The sequence below is a fragment of the Mycobacterium sp. BK086 genome, assembly GCA_004362315.1.
Lineage (GTDB): Bacteria > Actinomycetota > Actinomycetes > Mycobacteriales > Mycobacteriaceae > Mycobacterium.
In genome coordinates, this window is sequence record SNWL01000004.1 from 493,524 (window position 1) to 512,310 (window position 18,787).

Consider the following 18,787-nt stretch of genomic DNA (forward strand, 5'->3'; position numbering starts at 1 on the left):
CATCATCGAAGAGTTTAAGAGGGGCGACGTGGACGAGATCCTGGCGAGGGCCGGAATCTTCCAGGGAGTTGAACCCAGCGCGGTCTCCGCGCTGACCAAACAGCTGCAGCCGGTGGACTTCCCGCGGGGACACACTGTGTTCGCCGAAGGCGAGCCTGGCGATCGGCTGTACATCATCATCTCCGGCAAGGTGAAGATCGGCCGCCGTTCCCCGGACGGACGGGAAAACCTCCTGACGATCATGGGCCCGTCGGACATGTTCGGTGAACTGTCGATCTTCGACCCCGGCCCGCGGACCTCCAGCGCCACCACCATCACCGAGGTGCGCGCTGTGTCGATGGATCGCGACGCGTTGCGGGCGTGGATCGCCGATCGGCCCGAGATCGCCGAGCAGCTGCTGCGGGTGTTGGCACGCCGGCTCCGGCGCACCAACAACAACCTCGCCGACCTGATCTTCACCGACGTCCCCGGTCGTGTCGCCAAGCAGCTGCTGCAGCTGGCTCAGCGATTCGGCACGCAGGAGGGCGGCGCGCTGCGGGTCACGCACGATCTCACGCAGGAGGAGATCGCTCAGCTGGTCGGGGCCTCGCGCGAGACGGTCAACAAGGCACTGGCCGACTTCGCCCACCGCGGATGGATCCGCCTGGAGGGCAAGAGCGTGCTGATCAGCGACAGCGAGCGGCTCGCAAGGCGCGCGCGCTAGGCGCGTAAGTAGTCCAACTGGGCGCGCACCGACTTTTCGGCGGCGTCCCACAGTTTCTCGTCGACGTCGGTGTAGACGTGCTCGACGACCTGTCGTGCCGTGGCGTCGTCGCCGAGCGCGTGCAGGGCCTGACGCACCTGGTCGAGCCGTTCCTCGCGGTGCGCCAGGTACATGGCGGTGACCGCCTCGAGATCCTCGAGGTCGGGGCCGTGACCGGGCAGCACCGTCCGGCGTCCCAGCCCCTGCAGCCGGCGCAGCGACTCCAGGTATTCGGTCAGACTGCCGTCTTCGTCGTCGATCACGGTGGTGCCGCGGCCGAGCACGGTGTCGGCGGTCAGCACCGCATCGTCGACCAGAAACGACAGCGAGTCCGCGGTGTGGCCTGGAGTGGCCATCACCGTGATCCGCAGCCCGGCGGCGTCGATGACTTCACCGTCGGTCAGCGGGCCGCCAAGGCCGCGCAGGAATCCGCTGCCCACTGAGCGGACCACGGCGCCGGTCAGCTCCACGATCTTGTCGATGCCGCCGGTGTGGTCGTCGTGTTTGTGGCTGATCAGCACCAGCGGGATCTTGCCGAGCTCGGCCAGCCGGCCGATGTGCTCGTCGTCGTCGGGACCGGGGTCGACGATCACCATCTCGTCGCTGCCGGGTCCGCGCAGCACCCAGGTGTTGGTGCCGTCCAGCGTCATGATGTTCGGGTTGTTGCACAGCAATACGGAGGCCGATTCGGTCACCGGCCGTAAGACTCCGTACGCCGGATGGGTCACTGCACCTCGACGATGAGCTCGACTTCCACCGGCGCGTTCAGCGGCAGCTCCGAAACTCCGACGGCCGACCGGGCGTGCGCACCCGCCTCACCGAATACCTCACCGAGGAACTCCGAGGCCCCGTTGATGACGCCGGGCTGACCGCCGAAGCCGGGTGACGACGCCACGAACCCCACGACCTTGACCACCTTGGTCACGGTGTCGAGGCCCACCAGGGCGTCGACGGCGGCCAGCGCGTTCAGCGCGCACAGGCGAGCCGCGGCCTTGGCTTGCTCGGCGGTGACCTCGGCATCGACCTTGCCGGTGTGGATGAGATTGCCTGCCTCGATCGGCAACTGCCCGGAGGTGTAGACGAGATTGCCGGTACGCACCGCCGGAACGTAGGCGGCCAGCGGCTTGGCAGGCGTCGGCAGCGTCACCCCCAGTTCGGCGAGCCTGGCTGAAAAGCTCACTTGGGCCGCTTCAAGTACGCGACGTGCTGCTCTCCGGTGGGCCCGGGCAGGACCGCGACGAGTTCCCAGCCGTCGGCGCCCCACTGGTCGAGGATTTGCTTGGTCGCGTGGGTCAGCAGCGGCACCGTGGCGTATTCCCATGTCGTCGGTTGGCTCATGGCCGAAGCTTATCGCTCGGTACCAATGGCACAGTGGGCCACAGGGGCTTGGCTAGCATGCACTGATGGCGACCACACCGAGCGATGGCAGCTCTCTAGCCTGGCCTTCCCGCCTGTCGAAGGCGCGCTTGCACTTTGTGACCGGCAAGGGCGGGACCGGCAAGACCACAGTTGCCGCCGCCCTGGCACTGACACTGGCGGCCGGTGGCCGCCGAGTCCTTCTCGTGGAAGTGGAAGGGCGCCAAGGCATTGCGCAGTTGTTCGACGTGCCGCCGCTGCCCTACGAGGAGCTGAAGATCGCCACCGCCGAGGGCGGCGGTCACGTGAACGCGCTGGCCGTCGACATCGAGGCGGCGTTCATGGAGTACCTCGACATGTTCTACAACCTCGGTCTGGCCGGCCGTGCGATGCGCCGGATCGGCGCCATCGAGTTCGCGACGACGATCGCTCCCGGTCTGCGTGACGTGCTGCTCACCGGCAAGATCAAGGAGTCGGTGGTGCGCCAGGACGGCAAGAAGCCGGCCTACGACGCCATCGTCGTCGACTCTCCGCCGACCGGACGGATCGCCCGGTTCCTCGATGTCACCAAGGCCGTCTCGGATCTGGCCAAGGGCGGCCCGGTGCATTCGCAGGCCGACGGCGTGGTCAGGCTCCTGCACTCCGATCAGACCGCGATCCATCTGGTCACCCTGCTCGAGGCGCTGCCCATCCAGGAGACCATCGAGGCCATCGAGGAACTCAAGGAGTTGGGCCTGCCGATCGGCAGTGTGATCGTCAACCGCAACATCCCGCCGTTCCTGCCTGCCGCCGACCTCGCCAAAGCCGCCGAGGGTGATATCGACGCCGACGCGGTGCGGGCCGGGCTCGAGCGGGTCGGAATCACCCTGTCCGACGCCGACTTCGCCGGACTGCTGACCGAGTCGATCGAGCACGCCAGTCGCATCCGGGCCCGCGCCGAAAGCGCGGAACAACTGGACCGGTTGAAGGTTCCGCGCCTGGAACTGCCGACGATCCCCGACGGCGTCGATCTGGGAAGTCTTTACGAATTGGCGGAAACGCTTGCACAGCAAGGCGTCCGATGAACGAACAGAAGACGACCATGAGGGGAAGTCGGTAGATGAGCGGCACACCTCCAGCACTCGACATGAAGTCGATTCTGGAAGACAGGTCCAACCGGGTCGTCGTGTGTTGCGGCGCAGGCGGAGTCGGTAAGACCACCACCGCCGCGGCGATGGCACTGCGGGCCGCCGAGTACGGCCGGGCCGTCGTGGTGCTCACGATCGACCCCGCCAAACGACTGGCACAGGCGCTGGGCATCAAGGAACTCGGCAACACCCCGCAGCGGGTACCGCTGGCTCCCGAGGTGTCCGGCGAGTTGCACGCGATGATGCTCGACATGCGTCGCACGTTCGACGAAATGGTCATCGAGTACTCGGGAACCGAACGCGCACAAGCGATTCTGGACAATCAGTTCTATCAGACGGTCGCCACGTCACTGGCAGGCACGCAGGAATACATGGCCATGGAGAAGCTCGGCCAGCTGCTCGGGCAGGACCGCTGGGACCTGGTGGTGGTGGACACCCCACCGTCGCGCAACGCACTGGACTTCCTCGACGCCCCCAAACGCCTGGGCAGTTTCATGGACGGCCGGCTCTGGCGACTGCTGCTGGCCCCAGGGCGAGGCTTCGGCCGCCTGGTGACCGGTGTGGTCGGCCTGGCGATGAAGGCCATGTCGACCATTCTCGGCTCGCAGATGCTCTCGGACGCCTCGGCGTTCGTGCAGTCACTGGATTCGACGTTCGGCGGGTTCCGGGAAAAGGCCGACCGCACTTACGAGTTGCTCAAGCGCCGCGGCACCCAGTTCGTGGTGGTGTCGGCGGCCGAGCCCGACGCGCTTCGAGAGGCGTCGTTCTTCGTCGACCGGCTGTCCGCGGAGGGCATGCCGCTGGCCGGGCTGATTCTCAACCGGACGCATCCCACGCTGTCCGCACTGACTCCTGAGCGGGCTGTCGACGGCGTCGAGGCATTGGAAGCTTCCGGCGCGGCCAACAACGGGGATCAGCTCACGGTGGCGGTGCTGAAGATCCACGCCGACCGGGCGCAGACCGCCAAGCGGGAAATCCGGCTGCTGTCGCGATTCACGGGCGCCAATCCCCACGTTCCGGTGGTCGGCGTGCCCTCATTGCCCTTTGACGTGTCCGATCTGGACGCCCTGCAGGCGATCGCTGATCAGATCACTGGGGAGACCGCGTAAAAGAGTCCCGGCCGATCGGCCGGGACTCATCGCGAAAATTAGCTAACGCTGCGGTGCTTGCGCTGCGCGGCGAAGAATTCCGCCCACGACACCACCTCGGGGTGCTGCTTGAGCAACGCGCGGCGCTGACGCTCGGTCATGCCGCCCCACACACCAAACTCGACACGGTTGTCCAACGCATCTGCGCCACACTCGGCCATGACCGGACAGTGACGGCAGATCACGGCGGCCTTGCGCTGTGCGGCGCCGCGGACAAAGAGCTCGTCTGGGTCGGTTGATCGGCACAAAGCCCTCGATACCCACGCAATCCGAGCTTCCGCCTCAATCCCTTGGACGGAACCGTTCAAAAGCGCTGCGCTTGGCTTGCGGGCAGCGGTCCGAATACCTGACACCGACGGATCCCCTTCGTCCGGCCGCTCACGCGGCTGACATTCTTCAGGTGTAGGCCGCGTATGCGATCTACGCCACATCGCGGCTCAGAGTGTTACCTGAATCGCACTGTCTGTTTAAGTTAGGTGGTCAGGTATCTTTTGCGCAACAGTTGGATCTCAGGTTTTTTGGGACGACCGTCCAGACCGATCATGAACTGGCGTTTTCTGACTACGGCGTAAATAGCTTTCGATATGATCTGCCCCGCAGGGGACGCTCCGCAAGACTCCAGGAGCCCTAGTTACTCTGTTACTCATGTCGGAACGCCCTCCGGCCGGCGCAACAATCATCAAGCTGGCCTGGTGCTGCCTATTGGCCAGCGTGATACTTGCGGCGCTCTTGTTTCCGGTGGTCGGCGGCGTGGGATTGATGTCCAACCGCGCGTCCGACGTCGTGGCCAATGGCTCTGCTCAACTGGTCGAGGGCGAGGTGCCCGCGGTGACGACCATGGTCGACGCCAAGGGCAACCCGATCGCGTGGCTGTACTCCCAGCGCCGGTTCGAGGTTCCGAGCGACAAAATCGCCGACACGATGAAACTGGCAATCGTTTCGATCGAGGACAAACGGTTTGCCGAACACAACGGTGTCGACTGGAAAGGCACGCTGACGGGCCTGGCGGGCTACGCCTCGGGCGACGTCGACACTCGCGGTGGATCGACCATCGAGCAGCAGTACGTCAAGAACTACCAGCTGCTGGTGATCGCGCAGACCGACGCCGAGAAGCGCGCGGCAGTGGAAACCACGCCCGCGCGCAAACTGCGCGAGATCCGGATGGCGCTGACGCTCGACAAGACCTTCACCAAGCCGGAGATCCTGACCCGCTATCTCAATCTGGTCAGCTTTGGCAATGGCGCCTTCGGGATCCAGGACGCCGCACAGACCTATTTCGGCATCGATGCGTCCCAGCTGAACTGGCAGCAGGCCGCGCTGCTGGCCGGGATGGTGCAGTCGACCAGCACGCTGAATCCCTACACCAACCCCGACGGTGCGCTGGCCCGGCGCAATCTCGTGCTCGACACGATGATCGACAACGTCCCCGACAAGGCCGACGAGCTGCGCGCCGCCAAGCAGGAGCCGCTGGGCATCCTGCCGCAGCCCAACGAATTGCCGCGTGGCTGCATCGCCGCCGGTGACCGGGCGTTCTTCTGCGACTACGTGCAGGAGTATCTGGCCAGGGCGGGCATCAGCAAGGACCAGCTGTCCCGGGGCGGCTACCTGATCAAGACCACGCTGGACCCCGACGTCCAGAACTCGGTCAAGTCGGCCGTCGACTCGCTGGCCGCCCCCGACATCCAGGGCATCGCCAGCGTGATGAGCGTGGTGCTGCCGGGCAAGACGGCCCATCCGGTGGTCGCGATGGTCAGCAACCGGACCTACGGGTTGAACTCCGCGCTCGGCGAAACCATGCAGCCGCAACCCTTTTCGCTTGCCGGTGACGGTGCCGGGTCGATCTTCAAGATCTTCACCACCGCCGCGGCACTGGACATGGGGATGGGGATCAACGCCAACCTCGACGCTCCGGTGCGCTTCGAGGCCAAGGGGCTGGGCAGCGGCGGAGCCAAGGGCTGCCCCCGCGACACCTGGTGTGTGCAGAACGCGGGCAACTACAAGGGTTCGATGAGCGTCACCGACGCGCTGGCCACCTCCCCCAACACCGCCTTCGCCAAGCTCATCTCACAGGTGGGAGTCCCGCGCACGGTCGACATGGCGGTCAAGCTGGGCCTGCGCTCCTACGCCGAGCCGGGCACCGCACGGCCCTACGAGCCGGACAGCAACGAGAGCCTCGCCGACTTCATCAAGCGCCAGAACCTCGGCTCCTTCACGCTGGGCCCGATCGAGGTCAACGCACTCGAGCTGTCCAACGTGGCGGCCACCCTGGCCTCCGGCGGCGCATGGTGCCCGCCGAACCCGATCGACAAGCTCTTCGACCGCAACGGCAATGAGGTCTCGGTGACCACCGAGACCTGCGACCAGGTGGTGCCCGAGGGGCTGGCCAACACCCTGTCCAACGCCTTGAGCAAGGACGACGTCAGCGGCACGGCAGCGGGATCGGCCAGCTCGGTCGGCTGGAACCTGCCGAGCTCGGGCAAGACCGGCACCACCGAGGCACACCGGTCCTCGGGCTTCCTCGGCTACACCAACCGCTACGCGGCGGCTGCCTATATCTACGACGATTCGCCGACCCCGTCGGATCTGTGCTCGTGGCCGCTGCGGCAGTGCGGCGACGGCAATCTCTATGGCGGCAACGAACCCGCCAAGACCTGGTTCACGGCGATGAAGCCGATCGCTCAGGCCTTCGGGGATGTGGCGCTGCCGCCCACTGATCCGCGTTACGTCGACGGTGGTCCCGGCTCGCGGGTACCCAGCGTCTCCGGCCTGCCGCAGGGCTCCGCGCGTGACCGGTTGAAGGACGCCGGATTCCAGGTCGCCGACCAGGCCAGCCCGATCAACAGTCTGGCGCCGGCCGGCGAGGTCGTCGGCACGTCACCCAGCGGGCAGACGATCCCCGGCTCGATCGTCACGATCCAGGTGAGCAACGGCATCCCGCCGGCACCGCCGCCGCCTCCGCCGGGCGCGCTGCCGATACCGGGCCTCGACGGCGCCCCGTTCGGCCAGACCGTCGTCGAGATCCCCGGGCTGCCGCCAATCACGGTCCCGCTGCTGGCCCCGCCTCCGCCGCCGCCGTAACTGAATCGCAATTTTCGAGATCCGCTCGACCCGATGAACGATGTCGGGTGGCAGTACTCTTGCCGGTATGGCTGTGCCGTCCGCTGTGAAGTCGTCCGCCCTCGTGGCCGCCGGCTCGGCCGCGCTTGCGGTCGGCTACGCCACGGTGATCGAGCGCAACGCGTTCGTCGTACGCGAAGTGACCATGCCGGTGCTCTCGCCGGGCTCCACCCCTCTTCGGGTGCTGCACCTCAGCGATATCCACATGCGCCCCGCGCAGCGGCACAAGCAGGCCTGGCTGCGCGAACTGGCCCGCTGGGAGCCAGATCTGGTGGTCAACACCGGCGACAACCTCTCGCATCCCAAGGCTGTGCCCGCGGTGGTGCAGGCGGTCGGTGACCTGTTGTCGGTGCCCGGCGTCTTCGTGTTCGGCAGCAACGACTACTTCGCCCCGAAGCTGAAGAACCCGGCGAAATACCTGTACGACAGCGACAGCCGGGTGCACGGCAAGCCCCTGCCGTGGCAGGACCTGCGCGCGGCGTTCACCGAGCGCGGCTGGCTGGACCTGACCCACAACCGGCGCGACTTCGAGGTCGCCGGGCTGACGATCGCCGCGGCCGGCGTCGACGACCCGCATCTGGCTCGGGACCGCTACGACACCATCGCCGGCCCGCCCAACCCGACTGCCAACCTGTCGCTGGGGGTCACGCACGCGCCCTACACCCGGGTGCTGGACCGCTTCGCCGCCGACGGCTATCAGCTGATCATGGCCGGGCATACGCACGGCGGGCAGTTGTGCCTGCCGTTCTACGGCGCGCTCGTGACTAACTGCGATCTGGACCGTTCCCGCGCCAAGGGCGCCTCGCGGTGGGGTGCGGACACCGCGCTGCACGTGTCGGCGGGTATCGGCACCGGCCCGTTCGCGCCGTTCCGGTTCTGCTGCCGTCCGGAGGCCACCTTGCTGACTCTGGTGGGCGCACCGATCGGCGGGCACGACGAGACGCGAAATGTGGTGCGCTCCAGCCCTACCGCCTCGGTGCGGTGAGTCCCGCCTGCTGTACCAGCCGGCGATGACCGTCGCCGCTCACACCCGCCCGCGTGGCTGGGTGGACGCCGCCATCGCGCTGATCGAGGCCGACAGCCGGCGCAGCGCCGACACGCATCTACTGCGCTACCCACTGCCTGCGGCGTGGTGCGTCGACGCGGACATCGCGCTGTATCTCAAGGACGAGTCCACGCACATCACCGGCAGCCTCAAGCACCGGCTGGCTCGCTCCCTGTTTCTCTTCGGCTTGTGCAACGGCTGGATCGACGAGCACACGACGGTCGTCGAGGCGTCCTCCGGGTCGACGGCAGTCTCGGAGGCGTATTTCGCCGCGCTGCTGGGCCTGCCGTTCATCGCGGTCATGACCGCCTCGACCAGTGTCTCGAAGGTGAAACTCATCGAGGCCCAGGGCGGGCGGTGCCATTTCGTCGAGCGGCCCGACGAGGTGTACACCGAGGCTCAGCGGATCGCCGACGAGACCGGCGGCCACTACCTGGACCAGTTCACCAACGCCGAGCGCGCCACCGACTGGCGGGGCAACAACAACATCGCCGAGTCGATCTATGAACAGATGAGCGCCGAACGCCACCCGACACCGGCGTGGATCGTGGTCGGTGCGGGCACCGGCGGCACCAGCGCCACGATCGGGCGCTACATCCGGTATCGGCGCCACGAGACGAGGTTGTGTGTGGTCGACCCGGAGAACTCCGCGTTCTTCCCGTCGTATTCCCAAGGCCGGCGCGACATCGTCACCGGATCCTCGTCTCGGATCGAGGGCATCGGCCGCCCCCGGGTGGAGCCGTCGTTTCTGCCCGAGATCGTGGACCGGATGGTGAGTGTTCCCGATGCCGCGTCGATCGCGGCGGCCCAGCACGTCTCGCGGGTATTGGGGCGACGGGTCGGCCCGTCGACGGGAACCAATGTGTGGGGTGCGTTCGGCCTACTGGCTGAGATGGTCGCTGCCGGAGTCGGCGGTTCGGTGGTCACGCTGATCGCCGATAGCGGGGATCGCTACGCCGACACCTACTACAACCCCGAGTGGCTGGCGGCTCACGACCTCGACCCGAGCGTGTACGCCGGGGCCTTGGGCGAGTTCGAACGCTCCTGCGGCTGGGTTTGGTCCGGCTCGTCGACGGCGTCGTAATCGCCGGTCACGACCAGCCAGAGCGCAGCTAGTAGGAAAAAACCCCCGTACACAACGGCCCCCAAAGCGGTCATCATCCGCTCCACCTTTCGCTGCTCGGCGTCACTGTTACACCGACAGTGTTCATAACGCCACCGACAAGTCAGATCCATCCCGCGGCCCGCCACGAACTTGGCCACCTGGGCAGACAAGCCGTTTGGCTTCTCACGGGTCACGTGCGATACGCTGTCGTGGCTTCACGCGGGGTGTGGCGCAGCTTGGTAGCGCGCTTCGTTCGGGACGAAGAGGTCGTGGGTTCGAATCCCGCCACCCCGACTCGCAATGTCGCAGAAGGGCCTTGATCGAGCATTTCGGTCGAGGCCTTTTTTCTGCGCAGGGTCAGAGCCCGAGCGCCTGGTAGATGCCGGGCCGCTCCCGGTAGGAGTCGGGCAGCGCGAAGATCGTCCAGTCGTGGAACTGGCCTTCCCGCAGCACGAACGTGAAGTCGACGTTCTCGGTGATCGCCTTGTCGCGCAGCCGCAGCGCCTGCTGGGTGAGCAGATCCCGGGAGCTCGTGTACACCGTGGTCGGCGGCAGTCCTGCCAGCGAGCCGTAGATCGGGCTCACGAGCGGATCGGCCGGATCGAGATCGCCCGCCCACGTCAGAATTTGGCTGTTGCGCCCGTTGCCCAACAGTGGGTCGTCCACCGGGTTGTCGAACGAGTCGCTCAGATCGAGCGCCGGCGCCAGTAGAAGAAGGCGATGGGGCTGGGCGTCGCCGCGCTTGACGATCTCCTGCAGAGCCGCCAGCGCGATGTTCCCGCCGGCCGAGTCCCCTTCCACGCTGACGTTGTCGGTGCCGTGCGCGGCGATCTGCGCGCTGATGAAGTCGGCCATCACCGGGATGTCGGTTGCCGCATTGCCAACGGGGGCAAGGGTATACAGCGGGACGACGACCGTCGCGCCGGTGTCACGCGCCATGTCGGTATAGGTCAGCCAATGGAAGATGCTGACCTGACCGATGAACGAGCCGCCGTGAATGGCCACCACGTACTGGCCGCTCGGATCGCGCGGCGTCAGCGTCCACACCGCCATGCCCTCGTACTCGGTCTTCTCCGCCTTGATCCCGTGCAGCAGGAAGGCGGGCGGCACCCCATCGGTGAAGAGCGGGATCTGCGCGCTGGAACCGGCGAGAGGGGAGGGCAGGTGCAGTGTCGTCGTCACGAAGTTGATCAGGCGCAGCCCGGCGACCACCGCACGTTGCACCATCGTCGGCGGCGGGCCGCTGTACAGACTCTCGTCGACCGGCGGAGTGGATACCGCATCGGCGGCGGGAACCACTCGCGCCGAGGTCGCGCGGCTCACGGAAACCGTTGCGGCACTGGGTGTTGCGGTCTCGTCATCACGACGGGTGGCGCCGAGTGCCGACAGAGCTAGCGCGACGACGTTGGGCGCCTTGGGAATCTGGTTGGCAGCGGCACTCGCCGGTTTCGACACCGATTTCACCGCTTGCACGGTGCGCGGCTTCTGCCGGGCTCCCGTTCCCGTCGACGTCTTACTGGCCGACGACGACGCCGTTCCACTCGACGCCGAACCGGTATCCGCCCATGCGACACCCGTCGCGGCAAGGGCTATGCCCGCACCCACACCCAGGGCGGCGGCAAGCCCCCCGACCCGTCCGACCAACGCTGCTGCAGCCATGGCGTGAACGTAGCAGCCATTTTCTACGTTTATAGAAACTTCGGCTAGATTTGCCTACTGATGCGACGAAAGCCCGACGGAGACCAGCGCCGCCGCGACCTCTGCGATGCGGCGATCACCGTGCTGGCAGCGCAGGGCGCCAAGGGCCTGAGTCACATCAAGGTCGACCGGGAAGCCGGCGTCGCGCACGGAACAACGTCGGCCTACTTCCGGACCCGGTCGGCATTGCTGGTCGCGACGACAGAGCGCGTGATCGAACTCGACCGCATGGCACTACAGACGGCCACGAGCGCCGCCGCCGGCGAGGATCAGGAGTTGCCGCGGTTGGCCGACGTGCTGGCCGCGGCCGCACACGAGCCATGGCTCACACGGGCCAAGGCGCGCTACGAGCTCACCATGCTCGCGACCCGCGAGCCTGCGATCCACGACCTCGTCCAGCGCGCCAACGAGGGCTTCGCCGAGCTGTTCGGCGACATGATGCTGCGGCTGCTGCCGAGCGAACTTCCCCCATCCGCCGTCGACGACCTCAGCGCCATCACCCAGACATTCATCAGCGGCCTGCTCGGCCGCTACGCCATCAACGACTTCAGCATCAGCGACCCCGACGAGATCGACCGGCTCATCCGGAGAATCGTTGCGCCCCAGGATTACTCGTAAGACACCTCGAGCTCGGTCAGCGCGCTATGGGCCCGACGCTCGACGAAGAGCGGAACGTACTCGCGGATTCGCGCGCCGTTGAACCGAGCATGCAGCTCGTCCACGACTTCGACGATGGTCGATGACGACAGCGTCGGATAACTCAGTGTCAGCCGTTCAATGACTTCCCCGAGTTGCGTGGATTCATCCAGCGCCCTTGTCATTTGCATCAAATTTCGCACCGCGTTCACCGGCCGTCAACCCTGCTGAATCTAAGAAAAAATTCACCCCCGGACCCAATGAGCCCGAGGGTGAACTAATTCCGCGTCAGAAACCTGGCGGCGGCGGCAAAGCCGGCGGCGGCGGCAGCGGAGGCGGTCCCGGCAGTGGCGGTGAGCCCGGCAGGAACGGAATCCACGGCGGCGGCGGCAAAGCCGGCGGCGGGGGCAGCGGGGGCGGCAGGATCATGGGCGGCGGGGGCAGCGGGCCGAGCGCCGGCGGTGGCGGCAACGGGCCGAACGCCGGTGGCGGAGGCAGCGGACCAACCGCGGGGGGCGGAGGCAACACCGGAGCCGCCGGCAGTGCGGCGGCGACCGGCAGTGCAGGCGCCGCGGGTGGCGGTGGCAACACCGGGGCTGCTGGCAGCGCAGCGGCCGCCGGAACCGCGGCTGCCGCCGGAACTCCCGCGGCGCTAAAGCCCGCGAACGGGTTCCCGTTCTGGAACGCGGAGAACACGAGCGCAGAGCCCACGCTGCCGGCAACCGCAGTCGTGCCACCGATCGCTCCATTGGCGATCGGAACCCCGATCGCCAGCCCCACGTTTTGGGCCGCCTGATCCTGGGCCGTTTGACGGGCGTCCTCCACCGACTTGCCGATGGTGTTGTTGTACGTGGTCGTCAAGCTGTCGAGGTACGTCTGCAGATCGGCGCCCTGGTCGGCCGGCTGAGGCGCAGCTGACGCCGTGCCAGCCGCCGCAAACAACGCCCCCAACGACAACGACGTGGCGGCCACCGCTCGAAGCGATGTGTGTCGAAGGCTCATTTCGGCCCCCTTCCTGATGGAGCCATAGTATCGGGCCGCAGCCCGGATAGACATCCCTCCATATTGACGTCATCGTCAATAGAGCCCAGCAACCGCTAAAGCCTCAGTTCAGGTAGTCGAACGTCGACATCATTCCGGCTTCCGCGTGGTAGGTGTTGTGGCAGTGCAGCGGCCAATACCCGGGGTTATCGGCCACGATGGCGATCCGGACCGACTGCTTGGGCAGCACGATCACGGTGTCTTTGCGCGCACCCAGCTGTCCCTTGGCGTTCATCACCGCGAAGGTGTGCCCGTGCAAATGCATCGGATGCCACATGCTCGTCGTGTTCGCGAACGTCATCGTGGCCTGCTGACCCTGCTCGATCGCAAAGGGCTTGTTATTCGGGTAAGACCCGTTGACGCCCCAGGTGTACGACATCATGTCGCCACTGAGCTCAGCCGCCAGTTCGGTATCGGCCTTGCTGAACGCCAGCCGGGCTTCCGGCGCTGCGGTGAACATGTCGACGGTGCCGATGCGCCCGTTGAGCTCGGGTGGCTGGAATCCCGGCTCGGGCGCCGACCCCGCCCCGGTGGTGAGCAGGGCACGCGCCAGCGCGTTCTTTCCCTCGGCCAGCGCGACGAGGGGGAACACCCCGTCACCGGCGGTGACGACCGCGTCGTAGCGCTCCCCCATCCCCAACAGCAGGCCATCGACTTCGACGGGCTCCACCGGGAACCCATCGGTGTGGGTGACCGTCATCCGATGCCCCGCCAGCGCGATCCGGAAGGCGGTGTCCGCCCCGGCGTTGATGATGCGCAGCCGGATTCGTTGACCCGGTTTGGCGGTGAAAGTGGTTGGTGCTTCCGGGATTCTGCCGTTGACGAGATAGTAGGGATAGATGACGTCGCCGGCATCGCCGCCGAGCAGCGTGCTGCCGCCACCCCCGCCCATGTTCATGACACCCTTGCGAAGGTCGGCGTAGATCTGCTCGGGTGACTTCCCGACACCGTCGGTCCAATCATCAAGCACCACAATCCACTCGGCGTCGTAATCGGCCGGCGCCTTCGGATCGTCGATGATCAGTGGCAGGTACAGCCCGGTGTCGGCGTTGACCCCGGTGTGCGGGTGCGCCCAGTACGTGCCCGCATCGGGAACCGAGAACTGATAGGTGAACGCGCCGCCGGGCGGAATGTTCGCAGTGGCGGGTTCGACGCCGTCCATGTTGTTGCGCAACGCGATTCCGTGCCAGTGCACCGACGTCGGCCCGTCCAGCTTGTTGGTCACGGTGGCCTTGATCTCGTCGCCGACGTTCGCCCGGATCAGCGGGCCGGGAACGGTGTCGGCATAGCCTCGGGTGTTGACCACGCGCCCACCCAGGTCGACGGTGACCGGTCCCGGGTTCAGCGCGACGCTGACGGTCTTACCGGTGTGCGGCCGCGCCGCCTCGGCGGCATCGATGGCGGCGGTCAGGCTCCCGGGCACCGCGGTGGGTTGAGTCTGCAGCGGTGCGGCTGGGGCATTGCCGCGTCCGCACGCCGCAAGGGTCGCACCCGCAGAGGCCGCCAGGAACGCCCGTCGACTCAATTGCCAACGCGCCGAACCAGATCCGTCCATCGCCGCCTCGCTATCACAAAGTCATTGCGACTGCCCTGCCCGCGGCGCGACCCGAGAACAGGCAGCCACCGAGGAACGTTCCCTCCAACGCGTTGTAACCGTGCACACCGCCGCCGCCGAATCCGGCCACCTCGCCGGCGGCATACAGGCCGTCGATCGGATTGCCGTCGAGGCCGATCGCCCGCGACGACAGATCGGTCTGGATACCACCGAGGGTCTTTCGGGTCAGGATGTGCAGCTTCACCCCGATCAGCGGTCCGGCCGCCGGGTCCAGGATGCGGTGCGGCGCGGCGGTCCGGCCGATCCGGTCGCCGATGTAACGTCGCGAGTTGCGAATCCCTTGCACCTGAGCATCTTTGGCGTACGGGTTGGCCATCTGAAGATCGCGGGCCTCGATCTGCGCTCGAATACCGGAGGCCTCCAGCAGCGGCTCGTCGGTCAGCGCGTTCATCTTCGCCACCAGTTCGTCCAGGGTCCCGGCGACCACGAAGTCGGCACCGTGGCGCTTGAAGGCCTCCACCGGCGCGGGCGCCCCCTTGCTCAGCAACCGCTCCTTGAGGAACCCGGCCCGGTCCTTGTTGGTGATGTCGGGGTTCTGTTCGGACCCCGAGAGGGCGAACTCCCGCTCGATGATCTTCTGGGTGAGGATGAACCAGCTGTGGTCGTAGCCGGCGATCTCCGGGGTGGTCCGCAGATAGCGCAAGGTGCCCAGGGTGTCGTATCCGGGCAGATACGGCTCGGGTAGCCGTCGGCCCAGCGCGTCGAACCACATTGACGACGGGCCCGGCAGGATCCGGATGGCATGGCCCGGCCAGATCGGCGCCCAGTTCTGCACCCCTTCGGTGTAGTGCCACATCCGGTCCCGGTTGACGGTCCGGACCCCGGCGTCGGCGGCGATGTCGAGCATCCGGCCGTCGACGTAGGCGGGCACACCGGTGATCATGGTGTGCGGCGGGGTGCCCATCCGCTCCGGCCAGTACCGCCGCACGATCTCGTGGTTCCCGCCGATACCACCGGTCGTGACGATGACGGCCTGAGCTTGAAATTCGAAGTCTTGCAGTCGATCCCGATTCGACGGTGCGCCGCGGGGCGCGTCGTCGGGAGCCAGCACCGTCCCGCGAACGCCGCTGACGGCACCGTCGGCGATGACCAGCTCGTCGACGCGGTGGCGGTGCCGGAACGTCACCAGCCCACGGTCGGCGGCGGCCAGCGCGGATTTCACGAACGGTTCGACCACCCCGGTCCCGGTACCCCAAGCGACGTGGAATCGCGGCACGGAGTTTCCGTGCCCGGTGGCGCGCAGGTCGCCGCGTTCGGCCCAGCCGACCGTCGGCAGGAACGTGATGCCGTGCCCGAGCAGCCAGGAGCGCTTCTCCCCCGCGGCGAACTCGACGTAGGCCCGGGCCCAGCGGACCGCCCAGCTGTCCTCGTCGTCAATCCGGTCGAACTGAGCGCTGCCCGACCAGTCGTTCCACGCCAGTTCGACGCTGTCTTTGACACCCAGGCGCCGCTGTTCGGGGCTGTCGACCAGGAACAGGCCACCAAACGACCAGAACGCCTGCCCGCCGAGATTGGCCTCGTTCTCCTGGTCGATCAGAACGACCTTCTTACCGCGACTGGTCAACTCGTGAGTGGCGGCCAGACCCGCCAGGCCGGCGCCGACCACGATGACATCTGCGTCCATTGCTGAGCCCTTCGCTGTCGAGACAGGCCCACGGTACAACCAGGTACATCTACCTATCGCGCCGCTGGTCAAAGCACTATCGTCGCCATATGACGGACATCCGTTTCGACAGCTGGTACAAACCGCTGGCTACACCGCTGGGCCTCGGCCCGAGCCGAAGCGACGTGACCGTCGCCGACGGCACCTTGCATGTTTCGATGGGCTGGGGCTTCTCCGCCGACATCCCGCTGGCATCCATCACCGAGGCCAAGCCGGCCAAGGGACCGTTCCTGGGCTGGGGCGTGCACGGTTTTCGCGGACGCTGGCTGGTCAACGGGTCTTCGAAGGGGGTTGTCGAGCTGACCATCGACCCACCGGTGAAGGCCAAGATCGTCGGCGTTTCGACAACGCTGCGCACTCTGCTGGTCAGCGTCACCGATCCCGAGGCGCTCATCGCCGCTTGCACCCGCAACTAAAGTGACGCACGGGGTTTAGCTCCCCCCTTTGCCGGGGATAAGCCTTAGGTGACGCTGGCCCCCATCGCGCTCGAACCCCAACTTCCCGAGGCGCGTGGACCGTTGTCCATGGCTGTTCTCGAACTCCTGACCGAGCGCGCGCCGCGCAACTATCTGCATCGGATTGACGCGCCCGTTCGTGATTCCGACCCGTACGGCATCGACCTGCAACTCGCGCTCTACGTCTGCTACGAACTGCACTACCGCGGATTCGCTGGCGTCGATCCGGGCTGGGAGTGGAACCCCGGCCTGTTGTATCTGCGCTCGCACCTCGAGGACGTGTTCTTGTCCGCGGTCCAGCGGGAGGTCGGCGTCATCGGCGCCGAGGACACCGCCGAGGTTGAGATGGAACGGCTGGCGACCGAGCCGGTCGACGGCTCCGGGCCGTCTTACCACCTGCGCGACTCCGGCACCTGGGAGCAGATGCAGGAGTACTTCGTGCACCGCTCGCTCTACCACCTCAAGGAGGGCGACCCACACGCGTGGGCCATCCCCCGGCTGACCGGACAGTCCAAAGCCGCCTTCGTGGCGGTCGAGTTCGACGAGTTCGGCGGTGGGCACGGCGATCAGGTGCACCAGCAGCTGTTCGCCGACCTCATGGTGGCCGCCGGTCTGGACGCGTCCTACCTCGGCTACATCGACGCCGTACCGGCCGAATCCCTGGCGGTGGTGAACTTGATGTCGCTGTTCGGTCTGCACCGCGAGCATCGCGGCGCAGCGATCGGACACTTCGCCTCCACTGAGATCACCTCACCGCCGGGATCACGCCGGCTGGTCGACGCCCTGGATCGGTTGGGCGCTCCGGATACCTGCTCGCGCTTCTACCGCGAGCACGTCGAAGCCGATGCCGTGCACGAGCAGGTGGTGCGTACCGACGTGGTCGGTGACCTGGTGAGCCGAGAGCCGGCGTTGGACCGCGATGTCGTCTTCGGCATCCGAGCCCACGAACTCGTGGAAGGCCGGCTGGCCTATCAGCTGATGAAGAACTGGGTCAACGGGCGCAGCTCGCTACGCCGGCCGCTGAGCTGACGGCTCGGTGCGCTCGCGCCGCCGGTGGCTGGTGTCACACAACGGATATGTCTTGCTGCGCCGGCACATACAGATGGCGACCATGAACCGGTCGGATTCGACGACGGTGCCGTCCGGCATCTCGATGCGCACCGGGCCCTGCACCATCATCGGCCCGCCAGCGACGATCCGAATCTGCCGGGGTTCGTTGTCGCTCAACGCTTGTCCGCGCGGATGACCACGATTTCCTCCTCGCGGCGGCCGACCGGCAGCATACCGATGCTCTCCATCCACTTCGCCCGTTCGGTCAGCACCGGGCCGAACGGAATCGGCTGACTGAGAACGACTTCAGCGCGCAATCCGGCGCTGCGAAGCCGTCGCAGCGACTGTTCGGGGTCGGCGAATTCCGACTGCACGATCAGCATCGTACCGCCGTCAGTCAACAGTTCGGGCGCGCCATCGCACAACGGGTCGAGCACTTGGCGGCCATCCCAACCCGCGTTCCACGCCGTCGGCGGACCGACCTCGGTGGGGATGTCTTCCAGGTACGCATCGGGGGGCGTTGGGACATAAGGGGGATTCGACACCACGACGTCAAAAGGACCGGCCACCAACGCCTCGAAGTAGGTACCCACACGCGCATCGATGCGCACCCCGGCCTCGACGGCGTTGCTGCGGGCGCACCCGATCGCTTGCGAGCAGATATCGAGAGCGGTGACGGCCCTGGCACCCAACTGCGCGGCCGCGATCGCGACAGCACCGCTTCCGGTGCACATATCCAGCACTCGCCGTCCGGTCACCACACCGGTACGGGTCATCGCCTCGATCAGAAGCTGCGAATCATGTTGCGGGGCATACACACCTGCTGCAACACTCACCGCGTCCCGGGCGTCAGGATAGAGAATGGTCAACGTTGGCCTTTCGACAGTCGATGGCGCACTGTTGGGGTCAAGGCGCTGGGCACTTAATGCCCGTTTACCGCCGCGTTAAACCCGACGCGTGGGTTTGTATGAGTTGTTGAGCGGGAAGCT

20 protein-coding genes and 1 tRNA gene are annotated in these 18,787 nt (G+C 66.7%); 10 read left to right on the plus strand and 11 right to left on the minus strand.

Translation table 11 applies throughout. The annotated features are described in order from the left end of the window. Positions 1-28: 28 nt before the first annotated feature. Positions 29-703 (plus strand): cAMP-activated global transcriptional regulator CRP, encoded by a 675-nt coding sequence (crp, locus tag EV580_RS13095; RefSeq protein WP_005138643.1) that lies wholly within the window; start codon positions 29-31, stop codon positions 701-703. Here the strand turns inward: crp and EV580_RS13100 are convergent. Genes EV580_RS13100 through sp36 form a run of 3 tightly spaced genes read right to left on the minus strand, consistent with a single transcriptional unit; the run spans position 700 to position 2,080 of the window. Then, entirely contained in the window at positions 700-1,470 is a 771-nt protein-coding gene (locus tag EV580_RS13100; RefSeq protein WP_133691596.1) for an MBL fold metallo-hydrolase, read from the minus strand. The genes crp and EV580_RS13100 overlap by 4 nt on opposite strands. Further along, on the minus strand, positions 1,467-1,922 hold the full coding sequence (locus EV580_RS13105; RefSeq protein ID WP_133691597.1) for a RidA family protein: 456 nt from the start codon (positions 1,920-1,922) through the stop codon (positions 1,467-1,469). Before EV580_RS13105 ends, EV580_RS13100 begins: the two co-directional genes overlap by 4 nt. Next, positions 1,919-2,080, minus strand: a complete 162-nt coding sequence (sp36, locus tag EV580_RS13110) for a Sp36 family protein (RefSeq protein ID WP_005138621.1) — start codon at positions 2,078-2,080, stop codon at positions 1,919-1,921. Before sp36 ends, EV580_RS13105 begins: the two co-directional genes overlap by 4 nt. 62 nt (positions 2,081-2,142) lie before the next feature. Here sp36 and bagA point away from each other — a divergent pair, with 62 nt between their 5' ends. Together bagA and bagB are read left to right on the plus strand one after the other, a co-directional pair. Beyond that, complete coding sequence (gene bagA, locus EV580_RS13115; RefSeq protein ID WP_208114624.1) at positions 2,143-3,162, plus strand: ATPase BagA; 1,020 nt, start codon at positions 2,143-2,145, stop codon at positions 3,160-3,162. Between the two features lie 35 nt (positions 3,163-3,197). Continuing rightward, entirely contained in the window at positions 3,198-4,334 is a 1,137-nt protein-coding gene (gene bagB / locus EV580_RS13120) for an ATPase BagB (protein WP_133691599.1), read from the plus strand. 38 nt (positions 4,335-4,372) lie between these two features. Here the strand turns inward: bagB and EV580_RS13125 are convergent, their stop codons facing one another. Beyond that, positions 4,373-4,726, minus strand: coding sequence for a WhiB family transcriptional regulator (locus EV580_RS13125; RefSeq protein ID WP_133691600.1), 354 nt, complete (start codon positions 4,724-4,726; stop codon positions 4,373-4,375). A gap of 292 nt (positions 4,727-5,018) precedes the next feature. On the opposite strand from EV580_RS13125, the gene ponA2 reads away from it, so the two are divergent. From ponA2 to EV580_RS13150, 4 genes are all read left to right on the plus strand, one after another. Further along, positions 5,019-7,451, plus strand: coding sequence for a transglycosylase/D,D-transpeptidase PonA2 (gene ponA2 / locus EV580_RS13130; protein WP_133691601.1), 2,433 nt, complete (start codon positions 5,019-5,021; stop codon positions 7,449-7,451). Between the two features lie 67 nt (positions 7,452-7,518). Continuing rightward, entirely contained in the window at positions 7,519-8,475 is a 957-nt protein-coding gene (locus tag EV580_RS13135; RefSeq protein ID WP_133691602.1) for a metallophosphoesterase, read from the plus strand. Between the two features lie 25 nt (positions 8,476-8,500). Continuing rightward, positions 8,501-9,619 (plus strand): L-cysteine desulfhydrase Cds1, encoded by a 1,119-nt coding sequence (cds1, locus tag EV580_RS13140; protein WP_133691603.1) that lies wholly within the window; start codon positions 8,501-8,503, stop codon positions 9,617-9,619. A 241-nt stretch (positions 9,620-9,860) separates the two neighbouring features. Continuing rightward, positions 9,861-9,934 (plus strand) — tRNA-Pro (locus tag EV580_RS13150). A 63-nt stretch (positions 9,935-9,997) separates the two neighbouring features. Here EV580_RS13150 and EV580_RS13155 read toward each other — a convergent pair. Next, positions 9,998-11,299 (minus strand): alpha/beta hydrolase fold domain-containing protein, encoded by a 1,302-nt coding sequence (locus EV580_RS13155; RefSeq protein WP_133691605.1) that lies wholly within the window; start codon positions 11,297-11,299, stop codon positions 9,998-10,000. Between the two features lie 60 nt (positions 11,300-11,359). Here EV580_RS13155 and EV580_RS13160 point away from each other — a divergent pair, with 60 nt between their 5' ends. Continuing rightward, entirely contained in the window at positions 11,360-11,956 is a 597-nt protein-coding gene (locus EV580_RS13160) for a TetR/AcrR family transcriptional regulator (RefSeq protein WP_133691606.1), read from the plus strand. Here the strand turns inward: EV580_RS13160 and EV580_RS13165 are convergent. The 4 genes from EV580_RS13165 to EV580_RS13180 form a co-directional block, all read right to left on the minus strand. Next, positions 11,947-12,159, minus strand: a complete 213-nt coding sequence (locus EV580_RS13165; protein WP_133691607.1) for a three-helix bundle dimerization domain-containing protein — start codon at positions 12,157-12,159, stop codon at positions 11,947-11,949. The two genes, EV580_RS13160 and EV580_RS13165, sit on opposite strands and share 10 nt — an antisense overlap. 103 nt (positions 12,160-12,262) lie before the next feature. Then, on the minus strand, positions 12,263-12,976 hold the full coding sequence (locus EV580_RS34060; RefSeq protein WP_183503596.1) for a hypothetical protein: 714 nt from the start codon (positions 12,974-12,976) through the stop codon (positions 12,263-12,265). A gap of 103 nt (positions 12,977-13,079) precedes the next feature. Continuing rightward, positions 13,080-14,570 (minus strand): multicopper oxidase family protein, encoded by a 1,491-nt coding sequence (locus tag EV580_RS13175; protein ID WP_133691608.1) that lies wholly within the window; start codon positions 14,568-14,570, stop codon positions 13,080-13,082. 13 nt (positions 14,571-14,583) lie between these two features. Then, positions 14,584-16,254, minus strand: coding sequence for an FAD-binding dehydrogenase (locus EV580_RS13180; protein ID WP_133691609.1), 1,671 nt, complete (start codon positions 16,252-16,254; stop codon positions 14,584-14,586). Between the two features lie 89 nt (positions 16,255-16,343). Between EV580_RS13180 and EV580_RS13185 the strand changes: the two genes are divergently transcribed. Then, on the plus strand, positions 16,344-16,709 hold the full coding sequence (locus EV580_RS13185; RefSeq protein ID WP_133691610.1) for a hypothetical protein: 366 nt from the start codon (positions 16,344-16,346) through the stop codon (positions 16,707-16,709). A gap of 48 nt (positions 16,710-16,757) precedes the next feature. Then, the gene (locus EV580_RS13190; protein WP_133691611.1) at positions 16,758-17,777 is read left to right on the plus strand and encodes an iron-containing redox enzyme family protein; all 1,020 of its coding nucleotides are present in this window, start codon (positions 16,758-16,760) and stop codon (positions 17,775-17,777) included. Here EV580_RS13190 and EV580_RS13195 read toward each other — a convergent pair. Both EV580_RS13195 and EV580_RS13200 read right to left on the minus strand, forming a co-directional pair. Beyond that, positions 17,757-17,975 (minus strand): CDGSH iron-sulfur domain-containing protein, encoded by a 219-nt coding sequence (locus EV580_RS13195; protein WP_183503606.1) that lies wholly within the window; start codon positions 17,973-17,975, stop codon positions 17,757-17,759. The genes EV580_RS13190 and EV580_RS13195 overlap by 21 nt on opposite strands. Beyond that, entirely contained in the window at positions 17,972-18,667 is a 696-nt protein-coding gene (locus tag EV580_RS13200; protein ID WP_133691612.1) for a HemK2/MTQ2 family protein methyltransferase, read from the minus strand. The genes EV580_RS13195 and EV580_RS13200 overlap by 4 nt, the downstream gene beginning before the upstream one ends. Positions 18,668-18,787 lie beyond the last annotated feature (120 nt).

Bases quoted from the DNA above. Each gene is read 5' to 3' on its own strand.
- EV580_RS13175 (WP_133691608.1), bottom strand. From the start codon at position 14,570: ATGGACGGATCTGGTTCGGCGCGTTGGCAATTGAGTCGACGGGCGTTC.
- EV580_RS13160 (WP_133691606.1), top strand. From the start codon at position 11,360: ATGCGACGAAAGCCCGACGGAGACCAGCGCCGCCGCGACCTCTGCGAT.
- EV580_RS13135 (WP_133691602.1), top strand. From the start codon at position 7,519: ATGGCTGTGCCGTCCGCTGTGAAGTCGTCCGCCCTCGTGGCCGCCGGC.
- EV580_RS13165 (WP_133691607.1), bottom strand. From the start codon at position 12,159: ATGACAAGGGCGCTGGATGAATCCACGCAACTCGGGGAAGTCATTGAA.
- EV580_RS13185 (WP_133691610.1), top strand. From the start codon at position 16,344: ATGACGGACATCCGTTTCGACAGCTGGTACAAACCGCTGGCTACACCG.
- cds1 (WP_133691603.1), top strand. From the start codon at position 8,501: ATGACCGTCGCCGCTCACACCCGCCCGCGTGGCTGGGTGGACGCCGCC.
- bagB (WP_133691599.1), top strand. From the start codon at position 3,198: ATGAGCGGCACACCTCCAGCACTCGACATGAAGTCGATTCTGGAAGAC.
- EV580_RS34060 (WP_183503596.1), bottom strand. From the start codon at position 12,976: ATGAGCCTTCGACACACATCGCTTCGAGCGGTGGCCGCCACGTCGTTG.
- sp36 (WP_005138621.1), bottom strand. From the start codon at position 2,080: ATGAGCCAACCGACGACATGGGAATACGCCACGGTGCCGCTGCTGACC.
- ponA2 (WP_133691601.1), top strand. From the start codon at position 5,019: ATGTCGGAACGCCCTCCGGCCGGCGCAACAATCATCAAGCTGGCCTGG.
- EV580_RS13155 (WP_133691605.1), bottom strand. From the start codon at position 11,299: ATGGCTGCAGCAGCGTTGGTCGGACGGGTCGGGGGGCTTGCCGCCGCC.
- EV580_RS13180 (WP_133691609.1), bottom strand. From the start codon at position 16,254: ATGGACGCAGATGTCATCGTGGTCGGCGCCGGCCTGGCGGGTCTGGCC.